Below are 21,435 nucleotides of genomic sequence, written 5' to 3' on the forward strand. Positions count from 1 at the left end.
CGGCCTTAGGACGGTTTTCGATCCCGGCTCCAGTGCCGGGGGCGGGGACCTGCCATGCCGCCGCCCCGCGCAAGTCGGCTACCAGCGATAGATCAGGCTGCCGATGACCGTCGCGGGCGCACCGCGAAAGCAATTGCCGAACGCGCAGGTGTTATAGGTCCGGTCGAAGATATTGTAGGCGTTGATCTGCGCGCGGAGACCTTGATACTTCGGGTCGATCGCCGCGAAATCATAGGCGACCAGGGCGTCGTAGAGTGTCACGGTCGGATTGCGAACCGTGTTGTCGTCATCGGCGAAGCTCGTGCCGATGTAGCGGATGCCACCACCCACCGTCAGCCCGCGCAACGGTGAGGAGGTCGGGAACGCGTAGGTCAGGAACGACGTGTAGGTGTCGCTGGGAATGCCCGACACCCGATTTCCATCCTGCGTCGCTCCCGTGAACGAGGTCTGGCTCAGGAACCGGAAATCCAAGTGCGTGTAGGCGATGGTCAGGTTGGTGCCCGGCGCGAGATTGGCCGTGGCCTCGGCCTCGAAGCCGCGGGAGCGCACGGAGCCGGTGGCCGCCTGGAAGGCGATATTGGTCGAGTCCGTCCGCAGGATGCTCGACTGCACGATGTCGAACCCCGCGAAGGCCGTCTGGATGTTGGTCCCGGGGATCAGGTACTTGACGCCCGCCTCGATCTGGTCGCCCGTCGCCGGCTTGAAGGCCTGGCCGCGCACATCCGTGCCCACCTGCGGCGTGAAGGTCGTGGCGTAGCTGGCATAGGGCACGAGGCCGGGGGCCAGGAGGTAGTTCAGGCCGACACGGCCGGTGAAGGCGGAATTGTCCTGGCTCGTCACCGCGCTGACGGGCGAGGTCCGGTTGTCCTGGAAGACCCAGTCGTGACGGCCGTTCAGCGTCAGCACGAAGTCGCCGAACTTGGCCTGATCCTGCAGGTAGACGCCGATCTGGTCCTGGGCCTGGCGCGTCGGGCTGGCGAGGACCGGGGTCGGGATGAATTGCTGGCCGTAATTCTGAGTGATCAGGTTGAGGGCGGGTGCGGGCCCGGCGCCGAACCGGTTGCTCAGGCCGTAATGGGCGTAGTCCACACCCGCCACCAGGGTATGGGCGACCGGGCCGGTGGTGACATGCGCTTCGATCTGGTTGTCCAGGGTCTGCTGAACCAGCCCCTCGCGGATGTAGCCGGTAGAGCGGGCACCCAAGGTGCGCGCCTCATTGATCGAATCGATCCCGGTGTACTTCGCGCTCAGGAAGACGCCGTAATGCCGGAAATTCTGGCGGACGATTAGGTCGTCCGAGAAGCGGTGCTCGAAGGCGTAGCCGACGCGGTACTGCGTCTGGTCGAGACCGGCGAAGCGGGGGTCGCCGCTATAATACTTGGTCACGCGGAAACCGGGATCATTGTAATAAAACACAGTCGCCGGCGTATTTCGGACCTGAAACTCGCTGAGGAAGGTGAGGGTCGTATCGGCCGAGGGCTTCCACGTGAAAGCGGGGGCAATGTTGAGTTGGTCGTCGTTCGTGCCCCGGCCGATGAAGGTCCCCGCCTCCCGACGCACGCCGGTCAGGCGGTAAGCCATGGTGCCGTCCGTTCCCTCGATCGGGCCGCCGAGATCGAAATTGCCCTGGAAGCGGTCGAAGCTTCCCGACTGAAACCAGACCTCGCCGAACGGCGCGAAGACCGGCCGCTTCGACGTGACGTCGAGAATGCCGCCCGGTGAGCCGAGACCATACAGGCCGGAAGACGGCCCCCGCAGGACGGTGACGGCCTCCAGACCGTAGGGCTCGATGCGCGGGAAGATGAAGCCGCTCCCGATCTGACGCAGGCCATCGCGATAGGTGCCCTGGTTGGAGAGCACGTCGAAGCCGCGGATGAAGACCTGATCGAAGCGTGGGTCGAAGCCCGAAACGTTGATGCTCGCGCCCGGCACGTAAGCGAGGGCGTCGCTGAAGCTCTGGACGTTGCGGTCGTTGAGCTGCTCCCGGGTGACCACCGAGACCGATTGCGGCGTCTCGATCAGGGGCGTGTTGGTCTTCGTGGCGGTGGGGCTCACCCGCGCCACGTAGCCGGTGACGCCGGAGGGGCCGCCGCCGCCGCCGCTGGTGGCCGAACTGTTGCCGTCACCGCCGCTGATATTGCCACCGCCGCCGAGGGCGGTCGCAGCCGCAGCGGCCGGACGGGAAGCCTCGACGGAGATCTCATTGAGCTGCACGGCAGCGCCCTGCGCGGCAGCCGACTGGACGAGGGCGATGCTGGTCAGAGCCGTGGTGGCAAGAAGCAGTCCGGACGATGCGGAATGAAACGACATTGGAGCCCCAGAAACACGCCTCAGACGGCGCCTGAGGCTCCGGTAGCACCATTCACGGTCTCTTGATCAAGCCGAAAACGTGTTGAATATCACACACTTAGAAGTCTTCAAATCTGGAATGGTTCGCGTCTAGAACTCGAGCGGGGGCTCCCGCAGAGCGTCGGTCTCGCGGGTGCAGGCGGCCTGATCGGGCGCTGTGACGGGGGCCGCCATGGCGCTGCGGAGTTCGGCCCGGGCCCTGTCGAGATCTGCCCGGAAGGTTGCATCCCCCATCAAGGCGGCAAAGACCGCGGTGCCGGTGAGGCGCCCCGCCGCCACGTCGCTGAGCCAGTGCACGCCGCAGACGATCCGGCTCTCGCCGTAGGCCCGGCCACGGACCAGGATCGGGGTCGCCTTCTCAGGGACCAGGGAGGCGAGGATCAGCGCATAGGCCCAGCCCTGGGTGGCGTGGCCGGAGGGATAGCTGAAGCTGTCGGCCAGGGCCTGGCTGCGCTGCACGCAGATCGGTGCCTCGTTGCCCACGAAGGGGCGCAGGCGGCGGTAATGGACCTTGGGGGCCCGCGTTGCCCGGGCGAGGTCGAGGCGGGCGCGCTCCAGAAGGTTGATCACCGCCGGCACCCGCGCCTGATCGATCCGGGTGCCGAGCACGCAGGCGAAATTCTCGAGCACCGCAGCGGCGCCCTCGGCCACGTCGTTCGCGGCCAGATCCCAGCGGGGGGTCCCCTTGAGCACGCGGGTGCTGTTGAAGGCCGCCCGATCGGCCTTGTCGAGGGGTGCGTCGTGGGCCGGCGGGGAGGGTAGGATCTGGACGGCGTCGGGCAGGGCCGCGTCCGCCAGGTAGGGCTTCACGGCCGGCTTGCCCGGCTTCAGCGTATCGGCGCTGAGAGACGGGGCCGCTTGGGTCCCTGGGGACACCGGGCGGGGCGCGTCCTCGGCGCGGACCGCGACGGACAGGAGGAGGGCGAGGGCTGCCGGGGCGAGGAGAGGCAGGGTCGGCGTGCGCAGCATCGAATCCGGGGCTCTATCGGACGGAATCTGCGGGACGCGCCCGCTGCCGGACCAACGGCTCAGCCGGCCCATCCAGTCCCTGCACAGACGCGCGAATCTGTCCAGCGTGACGGGGCCGGTTCCCGCCGCCTGCCACGCGGGGCCCGGTGCCCGTCCCGTCCCGGTCACCCCCCCAGGATCGCGGCGGCCACGGCACCCGGATATTCCTCGTGGGGGCTCAGGGCGCCGGGGATCATGGCGCCGGTCACGCGGCCGCCCGCGATGAGGGCGTCCATCTCGGCGCCCGAACGCCGGGGTGCATGTTCCGGGCGCAGAACCAGGGTCGGCGGCAGGCCGTCGCCGAACAGAGCCAGGAACGCGTCGCGGCTGCCCACCGGGTCGAGGCCGCCGGTGACGAAGGCGGCGGTGCCGAAGCGGCCGTTGCGCTGCCGGGTGATCGCGTGCTTGTCGCGGATCAGCGCCGGCGTGATCCGCGCGGGATCCGCATAGACATGGGCCCGCATCATCCGGCCGATGATCGGCGGGCTGATGTTGATCCGGTAGAGCGCCTCGCCGAGGATCGGCGCCTCCACGGCCCGGCGGATGCGCGGGAACCAGTGCGCCCGCCCCGGCATCGCGGTGGGCAGCGGTCCCCGCCAGGTCGGTGCCACCAAGACCAGCCGCCCGAAGGCCTGCGGATGGCGTCGCGCCGCCGCCATGAGGTAGCCGGCGGCATGACCGGCCGCGATGCCGAGGGCGTAGGGGCCCGGCGCGGCGGCCAGCAGGGCGTCCAGGAAGGCGTGGAAGGTCTCTCCGGGGCCAGCGGAACCCGGGCCCGCGGGCGGGCGCCGAAACCCGGCCAGTCGGGGATGAGGCAGCGATACTCCGTCCCCAGAAAACCGGCGAGGTCCCGCATCTCGGCCCGCGCCGAGATGGTCGACAGGGCGGGGAGCAAGAGCGCGTCCGGTCCCGCCCCGATCCTGTCGCAGGGGGTCGGCACCGTCCGGCCCGCCACCGTGAGGTTCAGCTCCGGCGTCTCCATCACGCTCCCGCCAAGTCCCCAGACATCAGGTGCGCAGCAGCTCGTTGATCGCGGTCTTGGACCGCGTGCCGGCATCGACGCGCTTGACGATCACCGCGCAGTAGAGGCCCGGGCCGGGCGAGCCGTCCGGCAGCGCCTTGCCGGGCATCGTGCCCGACACGACCACGGAGTAGGGCGGAACCCGGCCGTACATCACCTCGCCGGTGGTCCGGTCCACGATCTTGGTGGAGGCGCCGATATAGACGCCCATGGACAGGACGCTGCCCTGGCCGACGATGACGCCCTCCGCCACCTCGGCACGCGCCCCGATGAAGCAATCATCCTCGATGATCACCGGGTTGGCCTGGAGCGGCTCCAGCACGCCCGCGATACCGGCGCCGCCGGAGATGTGGCAGTTCTTCCCCACCTGCGCGCAGGAGCCGATCGTCACCCAGGTATCGACCATGGTGCCTTCGCCCACATGGGCGCCGAGATTGACGAAGCTCGGCATCAGCACGGCCCCGGGGGCGATGTAGGAGCCGCGGCGGACGAAGCAGCCTGGCACCGCCCGCAGACCCGCGGCGCGGAATTCGGCCTCGCCCCAGCCGGCGAACTTGGAGGCGACCTTGTCCCACCAGGGCGCGCCGCCCGGGCCACCCTCGATCGTCGCCATGTCGTTGAGGCGGAAGGAGAGCAGAACCGCCTTCTTCAGCCACTGATTGACCACCCAATCGTGGTTGCCGGACTTCTCGGCGACGCGGGCCTTGCCCGAATCGAGCAGGTCCAGAGCCGCCTCGACCGCCTCGCGCACCGCACCCGTGGTGGCGGTCGAGATGGTGGCGCGGTCTTCCCAGGCGGCTTCGATGGTCTGGGCGAGATCGGAATGGGGCAGGCCGGCCTGGGACATGGAACGGGTCAGAACTCTTGCAGCGGGAGCCCGTGCTTACAAGCGGCCACCGGAGCTGTCACCTGAGGAGATACCGTCGATGACCTCGAGGAGTTCGCGCACCTGATCGAGATCGGTCACCAGCCCGACGAGGTCGTCCGCCAGGGTGTCGTGGACGGCCTGCGCGGCGGCGGGGAACTCCTCCAGCACGCGGCGCATCAGCATCGGGGTGATCCGCATCACCGCGGCACTCCCCTCGGCCCGGGCCTCGGTCGGCCGTGTGCCGCGCACGAACAGGGCGAGCTGGCCGATCAGCGCGGAGCGCCCGGCCCGCACCGTCTCGGCTCCGGGGACCCGGGGCGCGAGCCGGATCGTCCCCGCCATCACCACGAAGCCGCCATCGGCCGGATCGCCGCGCGCGAACAGCAGGTCGCCGTCCGCGAGATCGCGCCGCTCCGCCGCGAAGGTCAGCAGACGGAGGGCGTCGCGGTCGAGAAAGCCGAACAGCGGTGCGGCCGCGAGGATCGCGATGTCGTCGTCGAGCCCCAAGAACGCCTCACCACCCTGCGCATACGCGAACCCGCCGGATCGCCTACACGTAAAGCTTCAATTCGTCAGGGCAGCAACTTGTATCCGCCGCCCTCCGTCACGAGGATGGCGGCGGTGGCGGGATTCGGTTCGATCTTCTGGCGCAGCCGGTAGATATGCGTCTCCAGTGTGTGCGTGGTCACCTGGGCGTTGTAGCCCCAGACCTCGGCCAGCAGGGTGTCGCGGTTCACCACGGCGCGGCCCGCCCGGTAGAGGAAACGCAGGATCGCGGTCTCCTTCTCGGTCAGCTTGAGCTTCGAGCCGCGCTCGCCGACGAGCAGCTTGGCCCCCGGCTTGAACGTGTAGGGACCGATCTGGAACACCGCGTCCTCGGAGGCCTCGTGGCTGCGCAGATGCGCGCGGATCCGGGCCAGCAGGATACCGAACTTGAACGGCTTGGTGACGTAGTCGTTGGCGCCGGCTTCCAGCCCCTCGACATGGTCCGCCTCGGAATCCTGGGCGGTGAGCATGATGACCGGGCCGCGGAAGCCGCCGGCGCGCATCCGGCGCACGGCCTCGCGCCCGTCGAGGTCCGGCAGACCGACATCCATCACCGCGAGGTCGATGCGCTCGGCGGCCACTCGCCGGATCGCGTCCACGGCGTTCGCCTCGGTGAAAACCGTGAATTCGTCGCAGAGATCGAGCTGTTCGGTCAGGGTATCGCGCAGGATCGCGTCGTCGTCGCAGATCAGCAGGCGGTAGGCGTTCGGCATCGTCCGGGGCCCCAGTGCGTGCTGCGGGAGGGGCGATGGGCCGCCTGTCGGGTGCAGCATGCGATCATGTCGGATCTCGGCAGGATCGCGCGACGATCCTACCCAGGCTTGTGTTTCCGCATCCTTTCGCCGACGCGACAAGCACGCCGGCCAGCGGGTTGCGGGATCGAGGCGCGCCAATCCGGGATGGCGGGTTCGGTCCCGCGGCGAGGCGGGGGGCTGGCACCTTCCCGAATCCCGGCTCGGCGGCCCAGGTTCGACCAAGAGATAGGGCGCGCTTTGTGGCCGGAAGTTGCCTTGCGCGCAATTTTTCACCGCTTCGAAGTAGGGATCTCGGGCATAAGGCCCACCGGACCGGACGGATTCGGGAGAACGGACATCATGCGGCGGCCGAGTAGGGGACCCGTCCGTCTGACCCTGGGGGAGATCCGCGTGCGGGCGCTGGTCACCGACCGCCGGCGCGGTCAGCTCCTCGTCGGCCCGGCCGTGATCCCCTGCGCCCTCGGATCCGGCGGCATGGTCTGCGACAAGCGCGAGGGCGACGGCGGCTCGCCGCGCGGCCGCTTCCGCCTGCGCGGCGGCGCCTACCGGCCCGACCATCTCGGGATCCGGCCGCGCACGGCGCTGTCCCTGCGGGCCACCCGGCCCGATGACGGCTGGTGCGACGATCACCGGGACCGCCGCTACAACCGGCCGATCCGCCTGCCGGCGCCGGGCGTCAGCGCCGAATCGATGTGGCGCGGCGACGGGCTCTATGACGTGGTGATCGACCTCGACTACAATCGCGGCCCGATCCGGAAGGGGCGGGGCTCGGCGATCTTCCTGCACATCGCCCGGGATGGCTACCGACCCACGGAGGGCTGCGTCGCGCTGGCCCGAGCCGACCTGCTGCGGCTGCTCCGCCGCCTCGGGCCGCGGACACATCTGCGGATCGGCTGAGGCTCACGCCTTCCGGGTCCGGGCTCCGAAGATCGCGGTCCCGACCCGGACATGGGTGGCGCCGAGCTGGATCGCCGCCGGGAAATCCGCGCTCATCCCCATGGAGAGGATCGGCAGGTTGTGCGCCTTCGCCAGCCGGGCCAGCAGGGCGAAATGCGCGGAGGGCGGATCCTCGGCCGGGGGGATGCACATCAGGCCCTGAATCGCGAGCCCATGGGTCTCGCGGCACTCGGAAAGCAGGGTCTCGAGCTGGTCCGGCAGGACCCCGCCCTTCTGGGGCTCTGCCCCGGTATTGACCTGGATCAGCAGCTTCGGGGTCCGGCCGGACCGCTCGATCTCCTTGGCGAGCGCCGCCGCGAGCGACAGGCGGTCCAGGGAGTGGATCACGTCGAACAGAGCCACCGCCTCCCGGGCCTTATTGGATTGCAGCGGCCCGACGAGGTGCAGCTCCACATCGGGGTAGCCGGCCCGCAGGTCCGGCCATTTCGCCATGGATTCCTGGACGTAGTTCTCGCCGAAGACCCGCTGCCCGGCCTTGAGGGCCGGCAGGATGCCCTCGGCCGGCACGGTCTTGGAGACCGCCACGAGCTGGACCTCGGCCGGATCGCGGTCCGAATCCTCGGCCGCCCGGGCAATCGCCGCCCGGACCTCGGCGAGCCCGGCCGCGACATCGGCCTGTCCGACGGGGAGCTTCTCGGTCCTGTGACCCATCCCGTCCGTGTGCGGGACATTCGGGTCGGTGATCGCGTCGTCCATCATGGGCCTGTCCTGTCGCTGGCGGGGGCCGCGGCTCTCCCGTCGACCTATGCCCTCGCGCGCCCCGCGCAAGCCCGAATCGCGCCCTCCGTTGACCGGCTGCCGCGCAGATATGCTATCGCGGCGCAACCGTGCCGCGGCTCCCTCCAGCCGGCCGCCGAGCCCCTGACCCAGCCGGATCCATGACCACCAGCACCGCCCCCCAACCCGTCGAGCGCTACAACGCCAAGGATGCCGAGCCGCGCTGGCAGGAAGCCTGGGCCGCGCAGCGGCTGTTCGAGACAGACAACAGCGACCCGCGCCCGAAATACTACGTGCTGGAGATGTTCCCCTATCCATCGGGGCGCATCCATATGGGCCATGTCCGCAACTACGCGATGGGTGACGTGGTGGCCCGCTACAAGCGCGCCCGCGGCTTCAACGTGCTTCACCCGATGGGCTGGGACGCGTTCGGCCTGCCGGCCGAGAACGCCGCCATGGAGCGCAAGGTCAACCCGCGGGACTGGACCTACGCCAACATCGCGTCGATGCGCGACCAGCTGAAGGCCATGGGCCTGTCGCTCGACTGGAGCCGGGAGATCGCGACCTGCGATCCGGGCTATTACAAGCACCAGCAGCGCATGTTCCTGGACTTCCTGGGCAAGGGCTTCGTCACCCGCCGCACCGCCAAGGTGAACTGGGACCCGGTGGATCACACGGTCCTGGCCAACGAGCAGGTGATCGACGGCCGCGGCTGGCGCTCCGGCGCCCTGGTGGAGCAGCGCGAGCTGACCCAGTGGTTCTTCAAGATCACCGATTTCGCCGAGGACCTGCTGACCGCCCTCGACGGGCTGGACCGCTGGCCGGAAAAGGTCCGGCTGATGCAGAAGAACTGGATCGGCCGCTCGGAAGGCCTGGAGGTTCTTTTCGCACTGGCCCGACCGCCAGCCGGCGCGCCCGAATCGGTAACCGTTTACACGACCCGGCCCGACACGCTGTTCGGCGCCAGGTTCCTGGCGATCGCGGCCGACCATCCCCTGGCCGCGGCCCTCGCCGCGGACCGGCCGGACCTGCAGACCTTCATCGAGGAGTGCCGCCGCACCGGCACCGCGCAGGCCGCGATCGACACCGCCGAGAAGCACGGCTTCGACACCGGCCTCACGGTCCGCCATCCCCTGGACCCGTCCTGGGAGCTGCCGGTCTACGTGGCGAACTTCGTGCTCATGGAATACGGTACCGGCGCGGTGTTCGGCTGCCCGGCCCACGACCAGCGCGACCTCGATTTCGCGAACAAGTACGGGCTCGGCAACACGCCGGTGGTCTGCCCTGAGGGTCAGGATCCGGCGAGCTTCGTGATCACCGACACCGCCTATGTCGAGGACGGGCGGATGATCAACTCGCGTTTCCTCGACGGGATGAGCACCGACGCGGCCTTCGAGGCTGTGGCGCAGCGCCTGGAAGGGGAGGGGGTCGCCCAGCGCAAGGTGCAGTTCCGTCTGCGCGACTGGGGCGTCTCCCGACAGCGCTACTGGGGCTGCCCGATCCCGATCATCCACTGCGAATCCTGCGGTCCGGTCCCGGTGCCGGTGGCGGACCTGCCGGTGAAGCTCCCCGAGGACGTGTCCTTCGATCAGCCCGGCAACCCGCTGGAGCGGGACGCGGCGTGGCGCAACGTGACCTGCCCGCATTGCGGCGGCCCGGCCCGGCGCGAGACCGACACGATGGACACGTTCGTCGATTCGTCCTGGTACTATGCCCGGTTCACCGCGCCCTGGCTCACGGATGCGCCTACCGACCGGGCCGTGGTCGATCGCTGGCTGGCGGTGGACCAGTATATCGGCGGCATCGAGCACGCGATCCTGCACCTGCTCTACGCCCGGTTCTTCATGCGGGCGATGCGCGAGACCGGCTGGGCCGGCACGTCCGAGCCGTTCGCCGGCCTGTTCACGCAGGGCATGGTCGTCCACGAGACCTACAAGGATGCGGCCGGCGCCTGGGTGCCGCCGGCCGAGATCCGTTTCGCCACCGAGGAGGGCGAGCGCCGCGCGTTTCACGTGAAAACTCAGGCACCGATCACGATCGGCCCGATCGAGAAGATGTCGAAGTCGAAGAAGAACGTGGTCGACCCCGACGACATCATCGCGAGCTACGGGGCCGACACGGCACGCTGGTTCATGCTGTCCGATTCGCCGCCCGAGCGCGACGTGATCTGGACCGAGGAGGGCGTGCAGGGCGCGGCCCGGTTCGTCCAGAAGGTCTGGCGCCTGGTGAACGCCGCCGCTCAGACGACCGGCGACGGCGCTGCGGATCTGCCGCTGCGCAAGGCCGCGCACCGGGCGCTCGCCTCCGTCCAGGACGATATCGAACGCCTGCGCTTCAACCGCTGCGTCGCCCACATCTACACCCTGGCCAACGCCCTGGAGGACGGGTTGCGCGGTCCGGTCTCGGCGAGCGCCGCGCGGGAGGCCGCCGGCATCCTGGTGCAGCTGATCGCCCCGATGATGCCGCACCTCGCCGAGGAATGCTGGTCGGTCCTCGGCCGCGGCAACCTCGTCGCCCAGGCGCCCTGGCCGGAAGCCGAAGCGGGGCTCCTCGTCGAGGACGAGATCACCCTGCCGGTCCAGATCAACGGCAAGAAGCGGGCGGACGTCACCGTGCCGCGCGACGCCGACGCCAAGACGGTCGAGGCCGCCACCCTGGCGCTGGAGGCGGTCCAGAAGATCCTGGAGGGCAAGGCGCCGCGGAAGGTGATCGTCGTGCCGGGGCGGATCGTGAACTTGGTGGTGTGAGCCTCGGGCGGCGACGTCTCGCCGCCAGCGTCCTGCCAACCGCACCCTCATTGAGATACCCGCGTCGGTGGGCCTCGAAGGAGGGCGCCGGGGAGCGCGGCGCTGACGGGAGGGCTCCTTCGAGGCCTCCGCAGCGCTCCGGCACCTCAGGATGAGGGGGAGAATAGGAACACCCCCGCTCGATCCGTTACGGCGCCGCCAGTTCCGGGTCCTGCCCGCTGGCGGCCAGGCCGCGTCGGACAAGCCCGTCCTGCTTCGCCTGCGCGATGAAACCGGCAAGGTAGGCCGCCCCCGCCGGGCGTCCGACCGGCAAGCCCATCGCCTGCGGGATCTCCATGAAATGCCCCGGCACAAGCCGTACCTCCGGATGCGCCGCCGCGTAGGCGGCGAGCGGCTGGTACACTCCCGCCGCGACGTCGAGCCCGTCGCGCGCGAAGGCCGCCACCGCCTCGGCCGAGGTCGGTGCCCGCACCAGGGTCGCGCGCGTCAGGGCGCGGCTGAGGAACAGGTCGTAGGCGCTGCCGCGCCCCACCGAGACGCGCACGCCGTCGCGGTCGACCGCCTCCAGGCTCCGGATTGGTGACACAGCCGGCACGAGGTAGCTGCCGGCGATCAGCACGTACGGCTCCGTAAAGCGGATCCCCTCGGCGCGCTTCGGATCGATTGCCAGGAAGCAGATGTCCCAAGCCCCCGCTCCCGCCGAGCCCGAGACTGCGCCTGCCCCCGGATAGGTCACGAACGCCACCGGCACGCCGAGCCGTGCTGCCAAGGCCCGGGCAAGATCCACCGACACCCCGATGGGCCCGTCCGGGCCCGGCTGGGCGAGCACCGGGTTGCCGAGATTGATCGCCGCCCGGAGCGTCCCGGTGGGAACGAGATCGTGCAGCACTGTCGCGTCGGGAGGCATCGGTACCGTCTGCGCGTGCGCCACGGTGGACAGGGTGAGCAGGCCGAAGGCCGCGACGAGTCGCATGGCGGATCGCCGCGGCTCAGACCCGCCGCGCCTGCCCGGCGGGCGCCCGCGCCGCACCCGGGGCGGGCCGCCGGCGCCGCCGAGCCAGCATGTTGAGGCCTTCGACGCCGGCCGAGAAGGCCATGGCCGTGTAGATGTAGCCCTTCGGCACGTGGGCGCCGAACCCCTCGGCGATCAGCGTCATGCCGATCATGATCAGGAAGCCCAGGGCCAGCATCACAACGGTCGGGTTCCGGGCGATGAAGGCCGAGAGCGGCTCGGCGGCGACCAGCATCACGACCACGGCGACCACCACCGCGACCATCATCACCGGCACGTGCTCGGTCATGCCGACCGCCGTGATGATCGAATCGATGGAGAAGACGAGGTCGAGGAGCAGGATCTGGCCAATCGCCGCTCCGAAGCCGATCGTGCCGCCGGTCGATCGCTCCGCTTCGGGCTCCGGATCGACGGTGTGGTGGATCTCCTTGGTCGCCTTCCACAGCAGGAACAGGCCACCGCCGATCAGGATCAGGTCACGCCAGGAGAAGGCCTGGCCCAGCACCGAGAAGACCGGCTCGGTCAGGTGCACGATGAACGCCACGGTTCCGAGCAGCCCCAGCCGCAGGATCAGCGCCAGCCCGATCCCGATGCGCCGCGCCCGGGTCTGCTGATCGGCCGGCAGTTTGTTGGTCAGGATCGAGATGAAGATCAGGTTGTCGATACCGAGCACCACCTCCATCACCACCAGAGTGGCGAGGGCAGCCCAGACGGCAGGCTGACTGGCGAGCTGGATCAGGTCGGTCACAGGCGGGATGCCTCGCTGCTCGGGAACAGACGGCTGCCGAGAGCCGTGAGGTCGAAGGAGTTCGGGCCACGGACAGGCTCGGGCGCCAGGACCTGCAGGATCTTCGGGAAGACCTTGAAATGGGCGGGCGTGTGCGTGGTCAGCTCGCCGTCGGTGTTCACCGGGCGAGGCCTGCGGGTCGAGAGCCGGATCTCCTGGGCGTGGAACGCCCGCACGTCGGCCGCCCGACCCTGGGTGCCTCGCCGCAGGGCGGGCAGCAGCGCCAGGAGCCGCCACCAGTGCTTGATCTCCAGGCTGTAGAAATCGAGCTTGCCGTCATCCACCGCGGCACGCTCCGCCACGGTCATGCCGCCGCCGTAGTGCCGGCCGTTGCCCACCGAGACCTGGATGGTCGTGACCCTCTCGACGAGGCCGTCATGCTCGATCGTGACCGTGAAAGGCCGCACCCGGCGCAGCACCCGGACGGCCGCCACCGCGTAGCCGAGCACGCCCCAGGTCTTCTTCGATTCGGCCGTCAGCTCGCCCGCGAGCTCCGCCGAGAAGCCGATGCTCGCCACGTTGAAATAGTAGTGGCCGTTGACCCAGCCGAGATCCACCGGCCGTGCCTCGGCAGTCGGGATGAAGCGGGCCGCCGCCAGGGGATCCAGCGGCAGGTTGAGGGAGCGGGCGAGGTCGTTGGCCGTGCCGAGCGGTAGGATCGCGAAGGGCAGGCCGCTCGCCACCAGAGCTGGCGCGGCGTAGTTCATGGTGCCGTCGCCGCCGCCCAGGATCACGAGGTCGACCGCGCCGGCCCGGTCGCGGATCACGTCCCGGCAATCGGCGTCCGGCGGCGGTTCCTCCGGCTCGATGCCGCCCGCCCGCAGGATGGCTCGCACCTCGTCGAGATCCAGGGCGCCGTTGCGCGCCTTGGCGTTGCAGAGCAGCAGGGCCCGGCGCTGGCGGGGGCTCATTGCGCGCTCCCGGGAAGCGGGCCGGAGGGCGACTCGGTCTCAGGTCGGGCCAAGGGATCCTCGGTGCGCGGCAGGGAGCAGGCTGTATGGAAGCTCGGGACCGGCCAAAGGCCAAGACTGTCCCCGACTTGGTACCCAAACGCACGAACGCAACCCCATCATCCCCGCAATCCCGGGCTGGTCGCCGCCGCGGAGTTCGGCAGGATGTAGGCGCGCCCGAAACCCTCGTGGAACTCCGCACCCGCGCGGGCGCATTCTCCATGATGTCCGCCCCGGCCGCCAGGAAGGCACCGATGTCCGCCTCACGTCCCGCCCGTTTCCAGGCCCTCGCTCTCGGTGTGGTGCTGCCGCTCGCCTGCATGGGCACCGCCGCAGCCCAGAGCACCTGGGTGGACCCGCCACCACGGGCTGCCGCGCCCGCCCCGGGCGCCGTGAAGGAATCAATCAAGGCCCCCGGTCCGCAGGCACCGCAAGACGCCGCCGCCGCGCAGGCGAAGGCCCAGCCCGACAATGCGCGCCGCACCGAGCCGGTCCGGCAGGCCGCCAAACCCGAACCGGGTGAGGATGCGCTGCCGAAGGCCGCGGCGACGCGGGTGTCGGGCCCGAAGCGGGCGGCCGCGCTGGAGCGTCCGCCGGTCCGGGAGACTCTGCACCGCCCCGTGCGCCATCAGCACCGGCTTGCCGAGACGCCGGCCGCAATCGGCCCGGTGCCGGTCGTATCGGCCGAACGCGCCGCCGCCGCGCGGGCGCTGACGGCGAGCTACCTCGCCACGGTCTCGGGTTCGAGCGACACCATGGTCGGGGCCGCGACCCAGCTCTACGCGACCCGCGTGCGGTTCTACGGCCGGCCGATCACCACGGCGGCGCTCGTCGCCGAGAAGCGCAGCTTCGTCGAGCGCTGGCCGGAGCGACGCTACGCGCCGCGGGGGATGCACACTGCCTGCGATGCCGAGACCTGCACGATCCGCACGATCATCGATTTCCGCACCGCCAATCCGGGGCGGGGCGCCGTCTCCAGCGGCGAGGCCGAATTGATCCTGGAGGTGGGCTTCGCGGGCACGCGGCCTTACATCCTCGGCGAGAGCGGTCGCGTCTTGTGGCGGAGCATCCAGGCCGGAACCCTGGCCGCCTCGCCCGGCAAGGCGTAAGAGCCCCGCATCGCGTCCCTAGGTCCGGTGGCGGGCAGGGGTATACAAGCGGGCGTATCGTGGGATCGGTCCCGATGGTCGGGCGTTCCGTGAAGCGCCCGCGCGGCTTCGTCAGGGGGTTGCGGTCGGGCCTCCTTCGCGCCGCGCGTCGGTGATGCCGGGATCGGGTGTATGACGTCTTCAACGGTGGTGGCGAAACAGGAGGCGGAGCCGGCCCGTCCGGCCCTCGACAGTCCCGACCGCCTCGTCCTGCGCGAGGCGATCCGGGCCGAGATCGCGCGCGCGCGCCCGCGCCCCGTGGCGTTCCGGACCCTCGAACTCCTGGCCGAGGCCGTCTGCTTACCCGACGAGACAGGCACCGGCCTGCACGTTCTCGACCGCCAGGGTACCGTGCGTCGGCGGGACGGCACATCCGAGCCGATGACCCTCGCCGACCTCGTCGCCGAGCTGCGCGCGCGGCATCCGGCCCTGTTCCTGCCGCCGGAGCCCCAGCCCGATCTGGCATCGCAGGCCGCCGATGACGCCCGCGACTCGTCCCTGCTGAGCGGCGCCTACGAGATGAAGGCGGCCACCGCCCGCTTCGTCGGGACCCAGTCCGAACGGGCCCGCTCCCTGGCCGAGCGCTCCTCTGAGCAGGGCCGGGTGCTGGCGCAGAGCGCCGCCGGCCGGTTCGCCATCTTGCGAACGAGCCTGCGCGGCCAATTTGCCCGTCCTGCGGCCACCAACGTCGACACGGGCACCGGGGTGCCTCCGGAGGTCGATCCCGCGACGGCCTGGAATACCCGCCCCGGACGCTTCGGCGAGACGCTTCGCGACGGCTTCGGCCGTCTGCGCGACCGGCTCGGCCTGGGCGGAGACGGCACGGATGAGGGCGCACGCCGCCAACGCCGCCTGCTCCTGGGCGCCGGTGTCGGTACCCTTGTGGCAATCGTCGCCGCAGGGCTCGTCCTGGAGGGCCAAGCGCCCGATCCCACGCGTCCCACCGCTCCGGCCGCGTCCCGGACGGAGGCCACGAACGGGGCCGCCCCGAACAGCCCCGCCTCGAACCCGCCGGCGGCGGCCCCCGACACGGTCACCCCGCCCCCCGAGACCGGCGGCGAGTCCGAGCCCGACACGCCGCTGCCGCCGAATGCCGTGACGGGACAGACCCAGGTCATCGATACCGCGACCCTGAAGGTCGGCGGCAAGGTCGTGCATCTGTTCGGTGTCGAATGGGTGCGCGGCGGCCAGGCAGAGGAACTGGCCCGCTACATCGGCAACCGGCCGGTGACCTGCCAGCCCGCCCCCGGCAGCACGACCATGAACTGCCTCGTGGACGGACGCGACCTCTCCGAGGTGGTGCTGTTCAACGGCGGCGGTCGCGCCTCGCCGGAAGCGAGTCCCGAACTGGTCGCGGCCGAGGATCACGCCCGGAGCGAGCGGCTCGGCGTCTGGAAGCGCTAGACGGATGCCGACCGAAGTGTTCGGCACCACGGCGGACGGCCGGCCGGTCAGCCGCCACGTGCTGAACCGGGGCGGTCTGCGCGTCGCCATCATCGATTTCGGCGCAGCCGTCACGGCCATCGAGGTGCCCGACCGGGCCGGTCACCCGGCCAACGTCGTGCTCGGCCTCGACACCCTGGCGGGCTACGAGACCGTAAGCCCGAGCTTCGGCGCCATCGTCGGCCGCTACGCGAACCGCATCGCGGGCGGGCGCTTCAGCCTCGACGGGCACGTCTATCGCCTACCGGTGAACGAGGCGCCCAACACCCTTCACGGCGGCCCGGACAATTTCGGCAAGCGCCTGTGGCGGGCGGATCGCTCCGAGGCGACGCGCCTCGTCCTGAGCCGCCGCTCGCCGGACGGGGAGGAGGGGTTTCCGGGCAATCTCGACGTCCGCGTGACCTACACACTGCCCGAGGACGGCGTGCTGCGCATCGACTACGCCGCGGTGACCGACCGGCCCACAATCCTGAACCTCACGAACCACAGCTACTTCAACCTGGCCGGGGAGGGGACGGGCAGCGTCCTCGGCCACATCGTACAGGTCGAAGCGGACGCCTTCGCGCCGATTGATGCGACCCAGATCCCCACCGGTGCGATCCAGCCGGTCGCTGGAACGCCGTTCGACTTCCGCGCGCCCCGGGCCTTGGAGGCGCGGATCCGCGTCGGCGATCCGCAGCTTGCCCATGCCAAGGGCTACGACCACACCTTCGTCCTGCGCGGTCCCGTCGGGACGCTGCGGCCGGCCGCCACCTGCATCGATCCGGGCAGCGGGCGCCGGCTCGACGTCTGGACCACGCAGCCGGCGCTGCAGCTCTACAGCGGCAACAATCTCGACGGGCGGCTGATCGGGTCGTCGGGACGCATCTACCGCTCCGGCGACGGCGTCTGCTTCGAGACGCAGGGCTTCCCGGATGCGCCAAACCAGCCGGGTTTCCCCTCGGCGGTCCTGCGGCCGGGCGAGACCTTCGCGGCGGCCACGGAGTTCCGGTTCTCGGTCGTGTGAGGGCGCCACGCGCCGGCGACTTGGCCTGTGCGGCCGAGGACACCCGTGCGGTCCGCCGGCCCGTCGGAGACCGCGGGGCGGCAGACCGACTGCGCTCAGAGCTGGCTCCGGCGTTCCGCGATCACCCGCGCCGCGCAGGTCACGCCCAGGGGCGGAGCGCCCTGCAGCCCGGACTGGAGTCCAATCCGGGGCGGTCCGAAGCGGGCCGACCGCCGGTCACGGCCTCACGCCGCCCGCTCGCCTGCCTGCAGGGCCGGAATCGCGGCGGCCGGCGCCGCGGGATGGGGACGCCACGTCTCGCCGAGCGCCAGAAGGGCAATCTTCACGGCGTCGAGCCGCGACGGCTCGCCCTCCGTCATGCCCTCGGTGGCGGCGACCTCCTTCAGATACTCGTCCCAGCCCCAGCGCCGCAGGATCTCCCGCTTGCAGCTCGGCAGCAGCCGGGGGTGATCGAGCACGGCGGCCGGCGTGGCGAAGACCGCGGCCGGGTTGACCAGGGCCCGCTCCAGATCGGGCAGGCCGGCAGGCACCGGATCGTCCACGGATCGATCCTGCGCCGTCGCGCGGACCTGCATAGGCGTCGCGTCCCGGTTCGAGCGCCAGACCCGCAAGGCGTTCGGCCGAACCCGGCCGGCCGGGTCGGGCGCGATCCTGTAAGCGAGTCCCTGGCGCTCCGCATAGGCCACCGCCTGCGCGCGGCTCGGGAAGGTCAGCGCCACCTCCGTGGTGAGCGGGCCGGCCCCGCCGGTCCAGCCCATCAGCGGCTCGGTCTCCGCGGGCGTCTCCCGCTCAAAGGTCAGGACCCACCGTTCGGCCCGGGCGCGGCCGGACGCGCCGACGGAGCGCCCGCGGCGGATCAGCGCCCGGCGGCCATCGAGCCACGGTGCGCCTGCCGAAGCGGGCGGGTTGTTGTGTCCGAGTCCGCTCGTACCATCCTGCATGGTTGCCTCCCTGAACGGGCGCGCTCAGCCGCCGAAAAGGCCGAGGCGCGCCGCCGATTGCACGCCGAAGCTCGCCGCAAAGGAGAGCAGCGCGGCATCCCAGGCTGTCAGATGCGGGGCATCGGCCGGCGGCCCGGCCTGCGTGATCGCGCGGCCGAGCCAGACGAAGCCCGACAGGCTCAACAGGGCGGCCAGCACCCAGGGCAGGGCCGGCACCGGGCAGGGCGCGGCCAGGGCGAGGCACAGCGCGGTGGACAGGATCCAGTTGCCCAGCACGGCCCCGTCGGTGTCCCGTACCGGCCATCCGCGGCGGCCCCGCCGAAGCCGGGACCGGATGCGGTGGCCGCCCCTCAGGTCGAACGTTGCCATCGCGCGCCTCCCAGCTCAGTTCAGCACCGGCTCCGGTCCGGCCGGAAGGCGGCGCCAGCGTCGGCTGAAGGCCGCGGGGAAGAGCGGCTTTCGGGGCGCCGGGGATGCGGGCGGTGCCGAGCCTTCGTCAAGCGCCTGAAGGGCAGCCAGAATCGTGTCGATCGGTACCGGCTCGGCCCGGCAGCCCGGCAGGCAGCGCAGCGTCGGACAGGAATCGACCGCGCGCGCGTCCGAGGCCCAGGAGGCCAGGATCGCCCGCTTCTCGGCCCGCGACAAGCCCGGATAGCTCAGCACCTCGCGGGGATGGCGGAAGACGTCGCCCGGCGCCACGAAGGCCTCGAACGGCTCGACCGCAGGTGGCCTGAGGCTGGCAGTCGCCACCGGGCCGAGACGCTCGATCTCGGGTTGGATGGATTTCGTATCGATCTGCGGCATGCAAACCCTCCTCGTCGTGAGCAAAGGCTGAGGCGGCCGGCCCGCCCAATCGGGCGGCCCGGCCGCGGCGTCATGCGCTCAGTTCCGCGGCGGCCGAAGCCGCCGCGCTCGGACCCAGGGCAATGCTGGCTCAGTGCTTGGCAGCCGACGCGCCGATGCCGTTGATCGCGATGCGTCGACGGCGTTCCGGCGCCTCGGCGGCGCGCGGCAGCGTCACGGTGAGCACGCCGTTGCGGAAGGTCGCCTCGGCCTTGTCCTCCATCACTGGCACCGGGAGGGCGATCGACCGCTCGAAGCGGCCGTAGCTGCGCTCGGAATAGCCGCAGGCCTTGTCGGCGGTCTCCGCGCGCTTCTCGCCCTTCAGGGTCAGGACGCCGTCCGCGATGAGGAGTTCGACGTCCTTCTCGTCCAAGCCGGGAAGCTCGGCGGAGACGCGGAGCGCCCCATCAGCCTCTACCAGTTCGACATGCGGCCAGCCGAAGCTGCGGCTCGCCAAGCTCGGTACGCCGCCGAACCCGCTGAACACGTCGTCGAACAGGCGGTTCATCTCGCGGTGCAGCGTCAGGAAAGGGCTGCCCGGCTCCTGGGACAGCGCGGCCGGCGCCGGAGCAGTGTTGCGGTTCCAGGGAATCAGATCTCTCACGCTCATGGTCCTATCTCCATCGAATGCTAGGCAGTCGCGGGAACAGGCCCGCGGGTCCGCGGACCCGTGAGGGATGTCATCCATGTCGGCACGGGGGTGCCCGGCAGACGAGTCGGGTCGCCAGTCAGGCGGCCAGTCAGGCTGCCTTGGCCTCGCGGGCGATCTGGGTCGGGGCATTGTCCTGACCCGATGCGGCTGTCGTGCCGCCGATGGCGATGCGACGAGGTTTGAGCGCCTCCGGCACCTCGCGCTTGAGTTCGACGGTGAGCAGGCCGTTCTCCAGGGATGCGCCCACGACCTTCACATGCTCGGCCAGGTTGAAGGTCTGGCGGAAGGTGCGTGCCGCGATGCCACGGTGGAGGTAGTGCTTCTCGCCCTCCTGGGTGGCCTTCTGACCCGAAACCAGGAGCGTGGTGTCCTGCTGAGTCAGGTCGATCTCGTCAGGCGTGAAGCCGGCGACCGCCATGGTGATGCGGTACTGGTCCTCGGCGACCTTCTCGATGTTGTAGGGCGGCCAAGCAGCCGATGCCTCGACGCGATCGGCTTGGTTGAGCAACTCGAACAGACGGTCGAACCCGACGGACGACCGGAACAGGGGTGAAACGTCGTAAGTCCTCATAACCACATCCTCCAACGAGCAACGTGACTACAAGCGACGCCAGACACCGTGTCCGGCGCCCTCCCGGCGAGCCCGTTTCCAGGCCTCGCACGCGCGTAACGTGCAGGTCGCGGAGAGGTTCCAGGCTCGATGCAGTTTTTTGGCGGCTCTGCCGCGATGGACGCGACGGGGCACTCCAACCCGCACACCTCAATCCTGAGGCGCGGCGGCGGCGCCTCGAAGGAGGGCTCCAGGGATCGCGCGGCGGGCTGGAGGGCTCCTTCGAGGCCTCCGCTGCGCTCCGGCACCTCGGGATGAGGACGTAGATGGGACCTGGGCCGCCGTTAGGATCTCGGGGTGCTCGACACCCGAGACGTCAGCCGACCGCCTCATCCACTAGGATCTCGCGCTTGCCGGCGTGGTTGGCCGGGCCGACGATCCCCTCGATCTCCATCCGCTCCATGAGCGAGGCGGCGCGGTTGTAGCCGATCTGCAGGCGGCGCTGGATGTAGCTGGTCGACGCCTTCTGGTCGCGCAGCACCACCTGAACGGCCTGATCGTAGAGGTCGCCGCCGGCCTCGCCGAAGGAGCCCTGGTCGAACACCGCGCCGTCGAGTTCGAGTTCCGCCGCGCCGGCCTTGCCTTTCGCGCCCTTCTCGGCCCCACCTTCCTCGTCGTCGGCGGTGACGGCGTCGAGGTAGCTTGGGCGGCCCTGGCGCTTGAGGTGGGCGACCACGGTCTCGACCTCGCTGTCCGAGCAGAACGGCCCGTGCACGCGCGTCGTGCGCCCGCCGCCGGCCATGAACAGCATGTCGCCCTGACCCAGAAGCTGCTCGGCGCCCATCTCGCCCAGGATCGTGCGGCTATCGATCTTGCTCGTCACCTGGAAGCTGATCCGGGTCGGGAAGTTCGCCTTGATCGTGCCGGTGATCACGTCCACCGACGGCCGCTGGGTCGCCATGATCAGGTGGATGCCCGCCGCCCGCGCCATCTGCGCCAGACGCTGGATCGCCCCCTCGATGTCCTTGCCGGCCACCATCATCAGGTCGGCCATCTCATCGACCACGATCACGATGTAGGGCAGCGGCGCCAGGTCCATCGCCTCGTCCTCGTACACCGCCTCGCCGGTGTGGCG

General features: G+C 70.4%; 20 protein-coding genes and 1 pseudogene. 5 read left to right on the forward strand and 16 right to left on the reverse strand.

Annotated elements, in window-relative coordinates; translation table 11 throughout:
• Positions 1 to 78: 78 nt before the first annotated feature.
• From BLT59_RS24155 to BLT59_RS24180, 6 genes and pseudogenes are all read right to left on the reverse strand, one after another.
• Positions 79 to 2,310, reverse strand: coding sequence for a TonB-dependent siderophore receptor (locus BLT59_RS24155; protein WP_091786756.1), 2,232 nt, complete (start codon positions 2,308 to 2,310; stop codon positions 79 to 81).
• A 129-nt stretch (positions 2,311 to 2,439) separates the two neighbouring features.
• The gene (locus BLT59_RS24160) at positions 2,440 to 3,318 is read right to left on the reverse strand and encodes an acid phosphatase (protein WP_091786759.1); all 879 of its coding nucleotides are present in this window, start codon (positions 3,316 to 3,318) and stop codon (positions 2,440 to 2,442) included.
• Positions 3,319 to 3,482: 164 nt separating this feature from the next.
• Positions 3,483 to 4,339: pseudogene (locus BLT59_RS24165) on the reverse strand (alpha/beta hydrolase).
• A gap of 25 nt (positions 4,340 to 4,364) precedes the next feature.
• The gene (gene dapD / locus BLT59_RS24170; RefSeq protein WP_091786819.1) at positions 4,365 to 5,210 is read right to left on the reverse strand and encodes a 2,3,4,5-tetrahydropyridine-2,6-dicarboxylate N-succinyltransferase; all 846 of its coding nucleotides are present in this window, start codon (positions 5,208 to 5,210) and stop codon (positions 4,365 to 4,367) included.
• A gap of 51 nt (positions 5,211 to 5,261) precedes the next feature.
• Positions 5,262 to 5,753 carry a cyclic nucleotide-binding domain-containing protein gene (locus tag BLT59_RS24175; protein ID WP_091786763.1) on the reverse strand — a complete coding sequence of 164 codons (492 nt, stop codon included), beginning with the start codon at positions 5,751 to 5,753 and terminating at the stop codon, positions 5,262 to 5,264.
• A 65-nt stretch (positions 5,754 to 5,818) separates the two neighbouring features.
• The gene (locus BLT59_RS24180; protein WP_091786766.1) at positions 5,819 to 6,505 is read right to left on the reverse strand and encodes a response regulator transcription factor; all 687 of its coding nucleotides are present in this window, start codon (positions 6,503 to 6,505) and stop codon (positions 5,819 to 5,821) included.
• 381 nt (positions 6,506 to 6,886) lie between these two features.
• Between BLT59_RS24180 and BLT59_RS24185 the strand changes: the two genes are divergently transcribed.
• On the forward strand, positions 6,887 to 7,444 hold the full coding sequence (locus BLT59_RS24185; RefSeq protein WP_091786769.1) for a L,D-transpeptidase family protein: 558 nt from the start codon (positions 6,887 to 6,889) through the stop codon (positions 7,442 to 7,444).
• A gap of 3 nt (positions 7,445 to 7,447) precedes the next feature.
• Here the strand turns inward: BLT59_RS24185 and BLT59_RS24190 are convergent, their stop codons facing one another.
• Positions 7,448 to 8,155, reverse strand: coding sequence for a YggS family pyridoxal phosphate-dependent enzyme (locus BLT59_RS24190; protein WP_175544116.1), 708 nt, complete (start codon positions 8,153 to 8,155; stop codon positions 7,448 to 7,450).
• A 227-nt stretch (positions 8,156 to 8,382) separates the two neighbouring features.
• Between BLT59_RS24190 and leuS the strand changes: the two genes are divergently transcribed.
• Positions 8,383 to 10,968, forward strand: coding sequence for a leucine--tRNA ligase (leuS, locus tag BLT59_RS24195; RefSeq protein WP_091786772.1), 2,586 nt, complete (start codon positions 8,383 to 8,385; stop codon positions 10,966 to 10,968).
• A gap of 187 nt (positions 10,969 to 11,155) precedes the next feature.
• On the opposite strand, the gene BLT59_RS24200 is transcribed toward leuS, so the two are convergent.
• From BLT59_RS24200 to BLT59_RS24210, 3 genes are read right to left on the reverse strand one after another with little or no spacing between them, the layout of a single operon-like run.
• Entirely contained in the window at positions 11,156 to 11,941 is a 786-nt protein-coding gene (locus tag BLT59_RS24200; RefSeq protein WP_091786775.1) for an ABC transporter substrate-binding protein, read from the reverse strand.
• A gap of 16 nt (positions 11,942 to 11,957) precedes the next feature.
• Positions 11,958 to 12,728, reverse strand: coding sequence for a TerC family protein (locus tag BLT59_RS24205; RefSeq protein WP_091786778.1), 771 nt, complete (start codon positions 12,726 to 12,728; stop codon positions 11,958 to 11,960).
• Complete coding sequence (locus tag BLT59_RS24210) at positions 12,725 to 13,678, reverse strand: lipid kinase (RefSeq protein WP_091786781.1); 954 nt, start codon at positions 13,676 to 13,678, stop codon at positions 12,725 to 12,727. The genes BLT59_RS24205 and BLT59_RS24210 overlap by 4 nt, the downstream gene beginning before the upstream one ends.
• 293 nt (positions 13,679 to 13,971) lie before the next feature.
• Between BLT59_RS24210 and BLT59_RS24215 the strand changes: the two genes are divergently transcribed.
• From BLT59_RS24215 to BLT59_RS24225, 3 genes are all read left to right on the forward strand, one after another.
• On the forward strand, positions 13,972 to 14,826 hold the full coding sequence (locus BLT59_RS24215; protein WP_244514132.1) for a hypothetical protein: 855 nt from the start codon (positions 13,972 to 13,974) through the stop codon (positions 14,824 to 14,826).
• 171 nt (positions 14,827 to 14,997) lie between these two features.
• The gene (locus BLT59_RS24220; RefSeq protein ID WP_091786784.1) at positions 14,998 to 16,269 is read left to right on the forward strand and encodes a thermonuclease family protein; all 1,272 of its coding nucleotides are present in this window, start codon (positions 14,998 to 15,000) and stop codon (positions 16,267 to 16,269) included.
• Positions 16,270 to 16,273: 4 nt separating this feature from the next.
• Positions 16,274 to 17,314 (forward strand): aldose epimerase family protein, encoded by a 1,041-nt coding sequence (locus BLT59_RS24225; RefSeq protein ID WP_091786788.1) that lies wholly within the window; start codon positions 16,274 to 16,276, stop codon positions 17,312 to 17,314.
• Between the two features lie 224 nt (positions 17,315 to 17,538).
• Here the strand turns inward: BLT59_RS24225 and BLT59_RS24230 are convergent, their stop codons facing one another.
• The 6 genes from BLT59_RS24230 to BLT59_RS24260 form a co-directional block, all read right to left on the reverse strand.
• Positions 17,539 to 18,255, reverse strand: a complete 717-nt coding sequence (locus tag BLT59_RS24230; protein ID WP_091786791.1) for an NADH dehydrogenase ubiquinone Fe-S protein 4 — start codon at positions 18,253 to 18,255, stop codon at positions 17,539 to 17,541.
• Between the two features lie 24 nt (positions 18,256 to 18,279).
• On the reverse strand, positions 18,280 to 18,624 hold the full coding sequence (locus BLT59_RS24235) for a hypothetical protein (RefSeq protein WP_091786794.1): 345 nt from the start codon (positions 18,622 to 18,624) through the stop codon (positions 18,280 to 18,282).
• A gap of 15 nt (positions 18,625 to 18,639) precedes the next feature.
• Positions 18,640 to 19,059, reverse strand: a complete 420-nt coding sequence (locus tag BLT59_RS24240; RefSeq protein ID WP_091786798.1) for a hypothetical protein — start codon at positions 19,057 to 19,059, stop codon at positions 18,640 to 18,642.
• A gap of 130 nt (positions 19,060 to 19,189) precedes the next feature.
• Positions 19,190 to 19,708 carry an Hsp20/alpha crystallin family protein gene (locus BLT59_RS24245; RefSeq protein WP_091786801.1) on the reverse strand — a complete coding sequence of 173 codons (519 nt, stop codon included), beginning with the start codon at positions 19,706 to 19,708 and terminating at the stop codon, positions 19,190 to 19,192.
• A gap of 130 nt (positions 19,709 to 19,838) precedes the next feature.
• On the reverse strand, positions 19,839 to 20,321 hold the full coding sequence (locus BLT59_RS24250; protein ID WP_091786804.1) for an Hsp20 family protein: 483 nt from the start codon (positions 20,319 to 20,321) through the stop codon (positions 19,839 to 19,841).
• 355 nt (positions 20,322 to 20,676) lie between these two features.
• The coding region (locus BLT59_RS24260; protein WP_139174106.1) for a DNA translocase FtsK at positions 20,677 to 21,435 on the reverse strand (759 nt) is incomplete at its 5' end.

The organism is Methylobacterium sp. UNC378MF (assembly GCF_900103195.1).
Classification (GTDB): domain Bacteria; phylum Pseudomonadota; class Alphaproteobacteria; order Rhizobiales; family Beijerinckiaceae; genus Methylobacterium.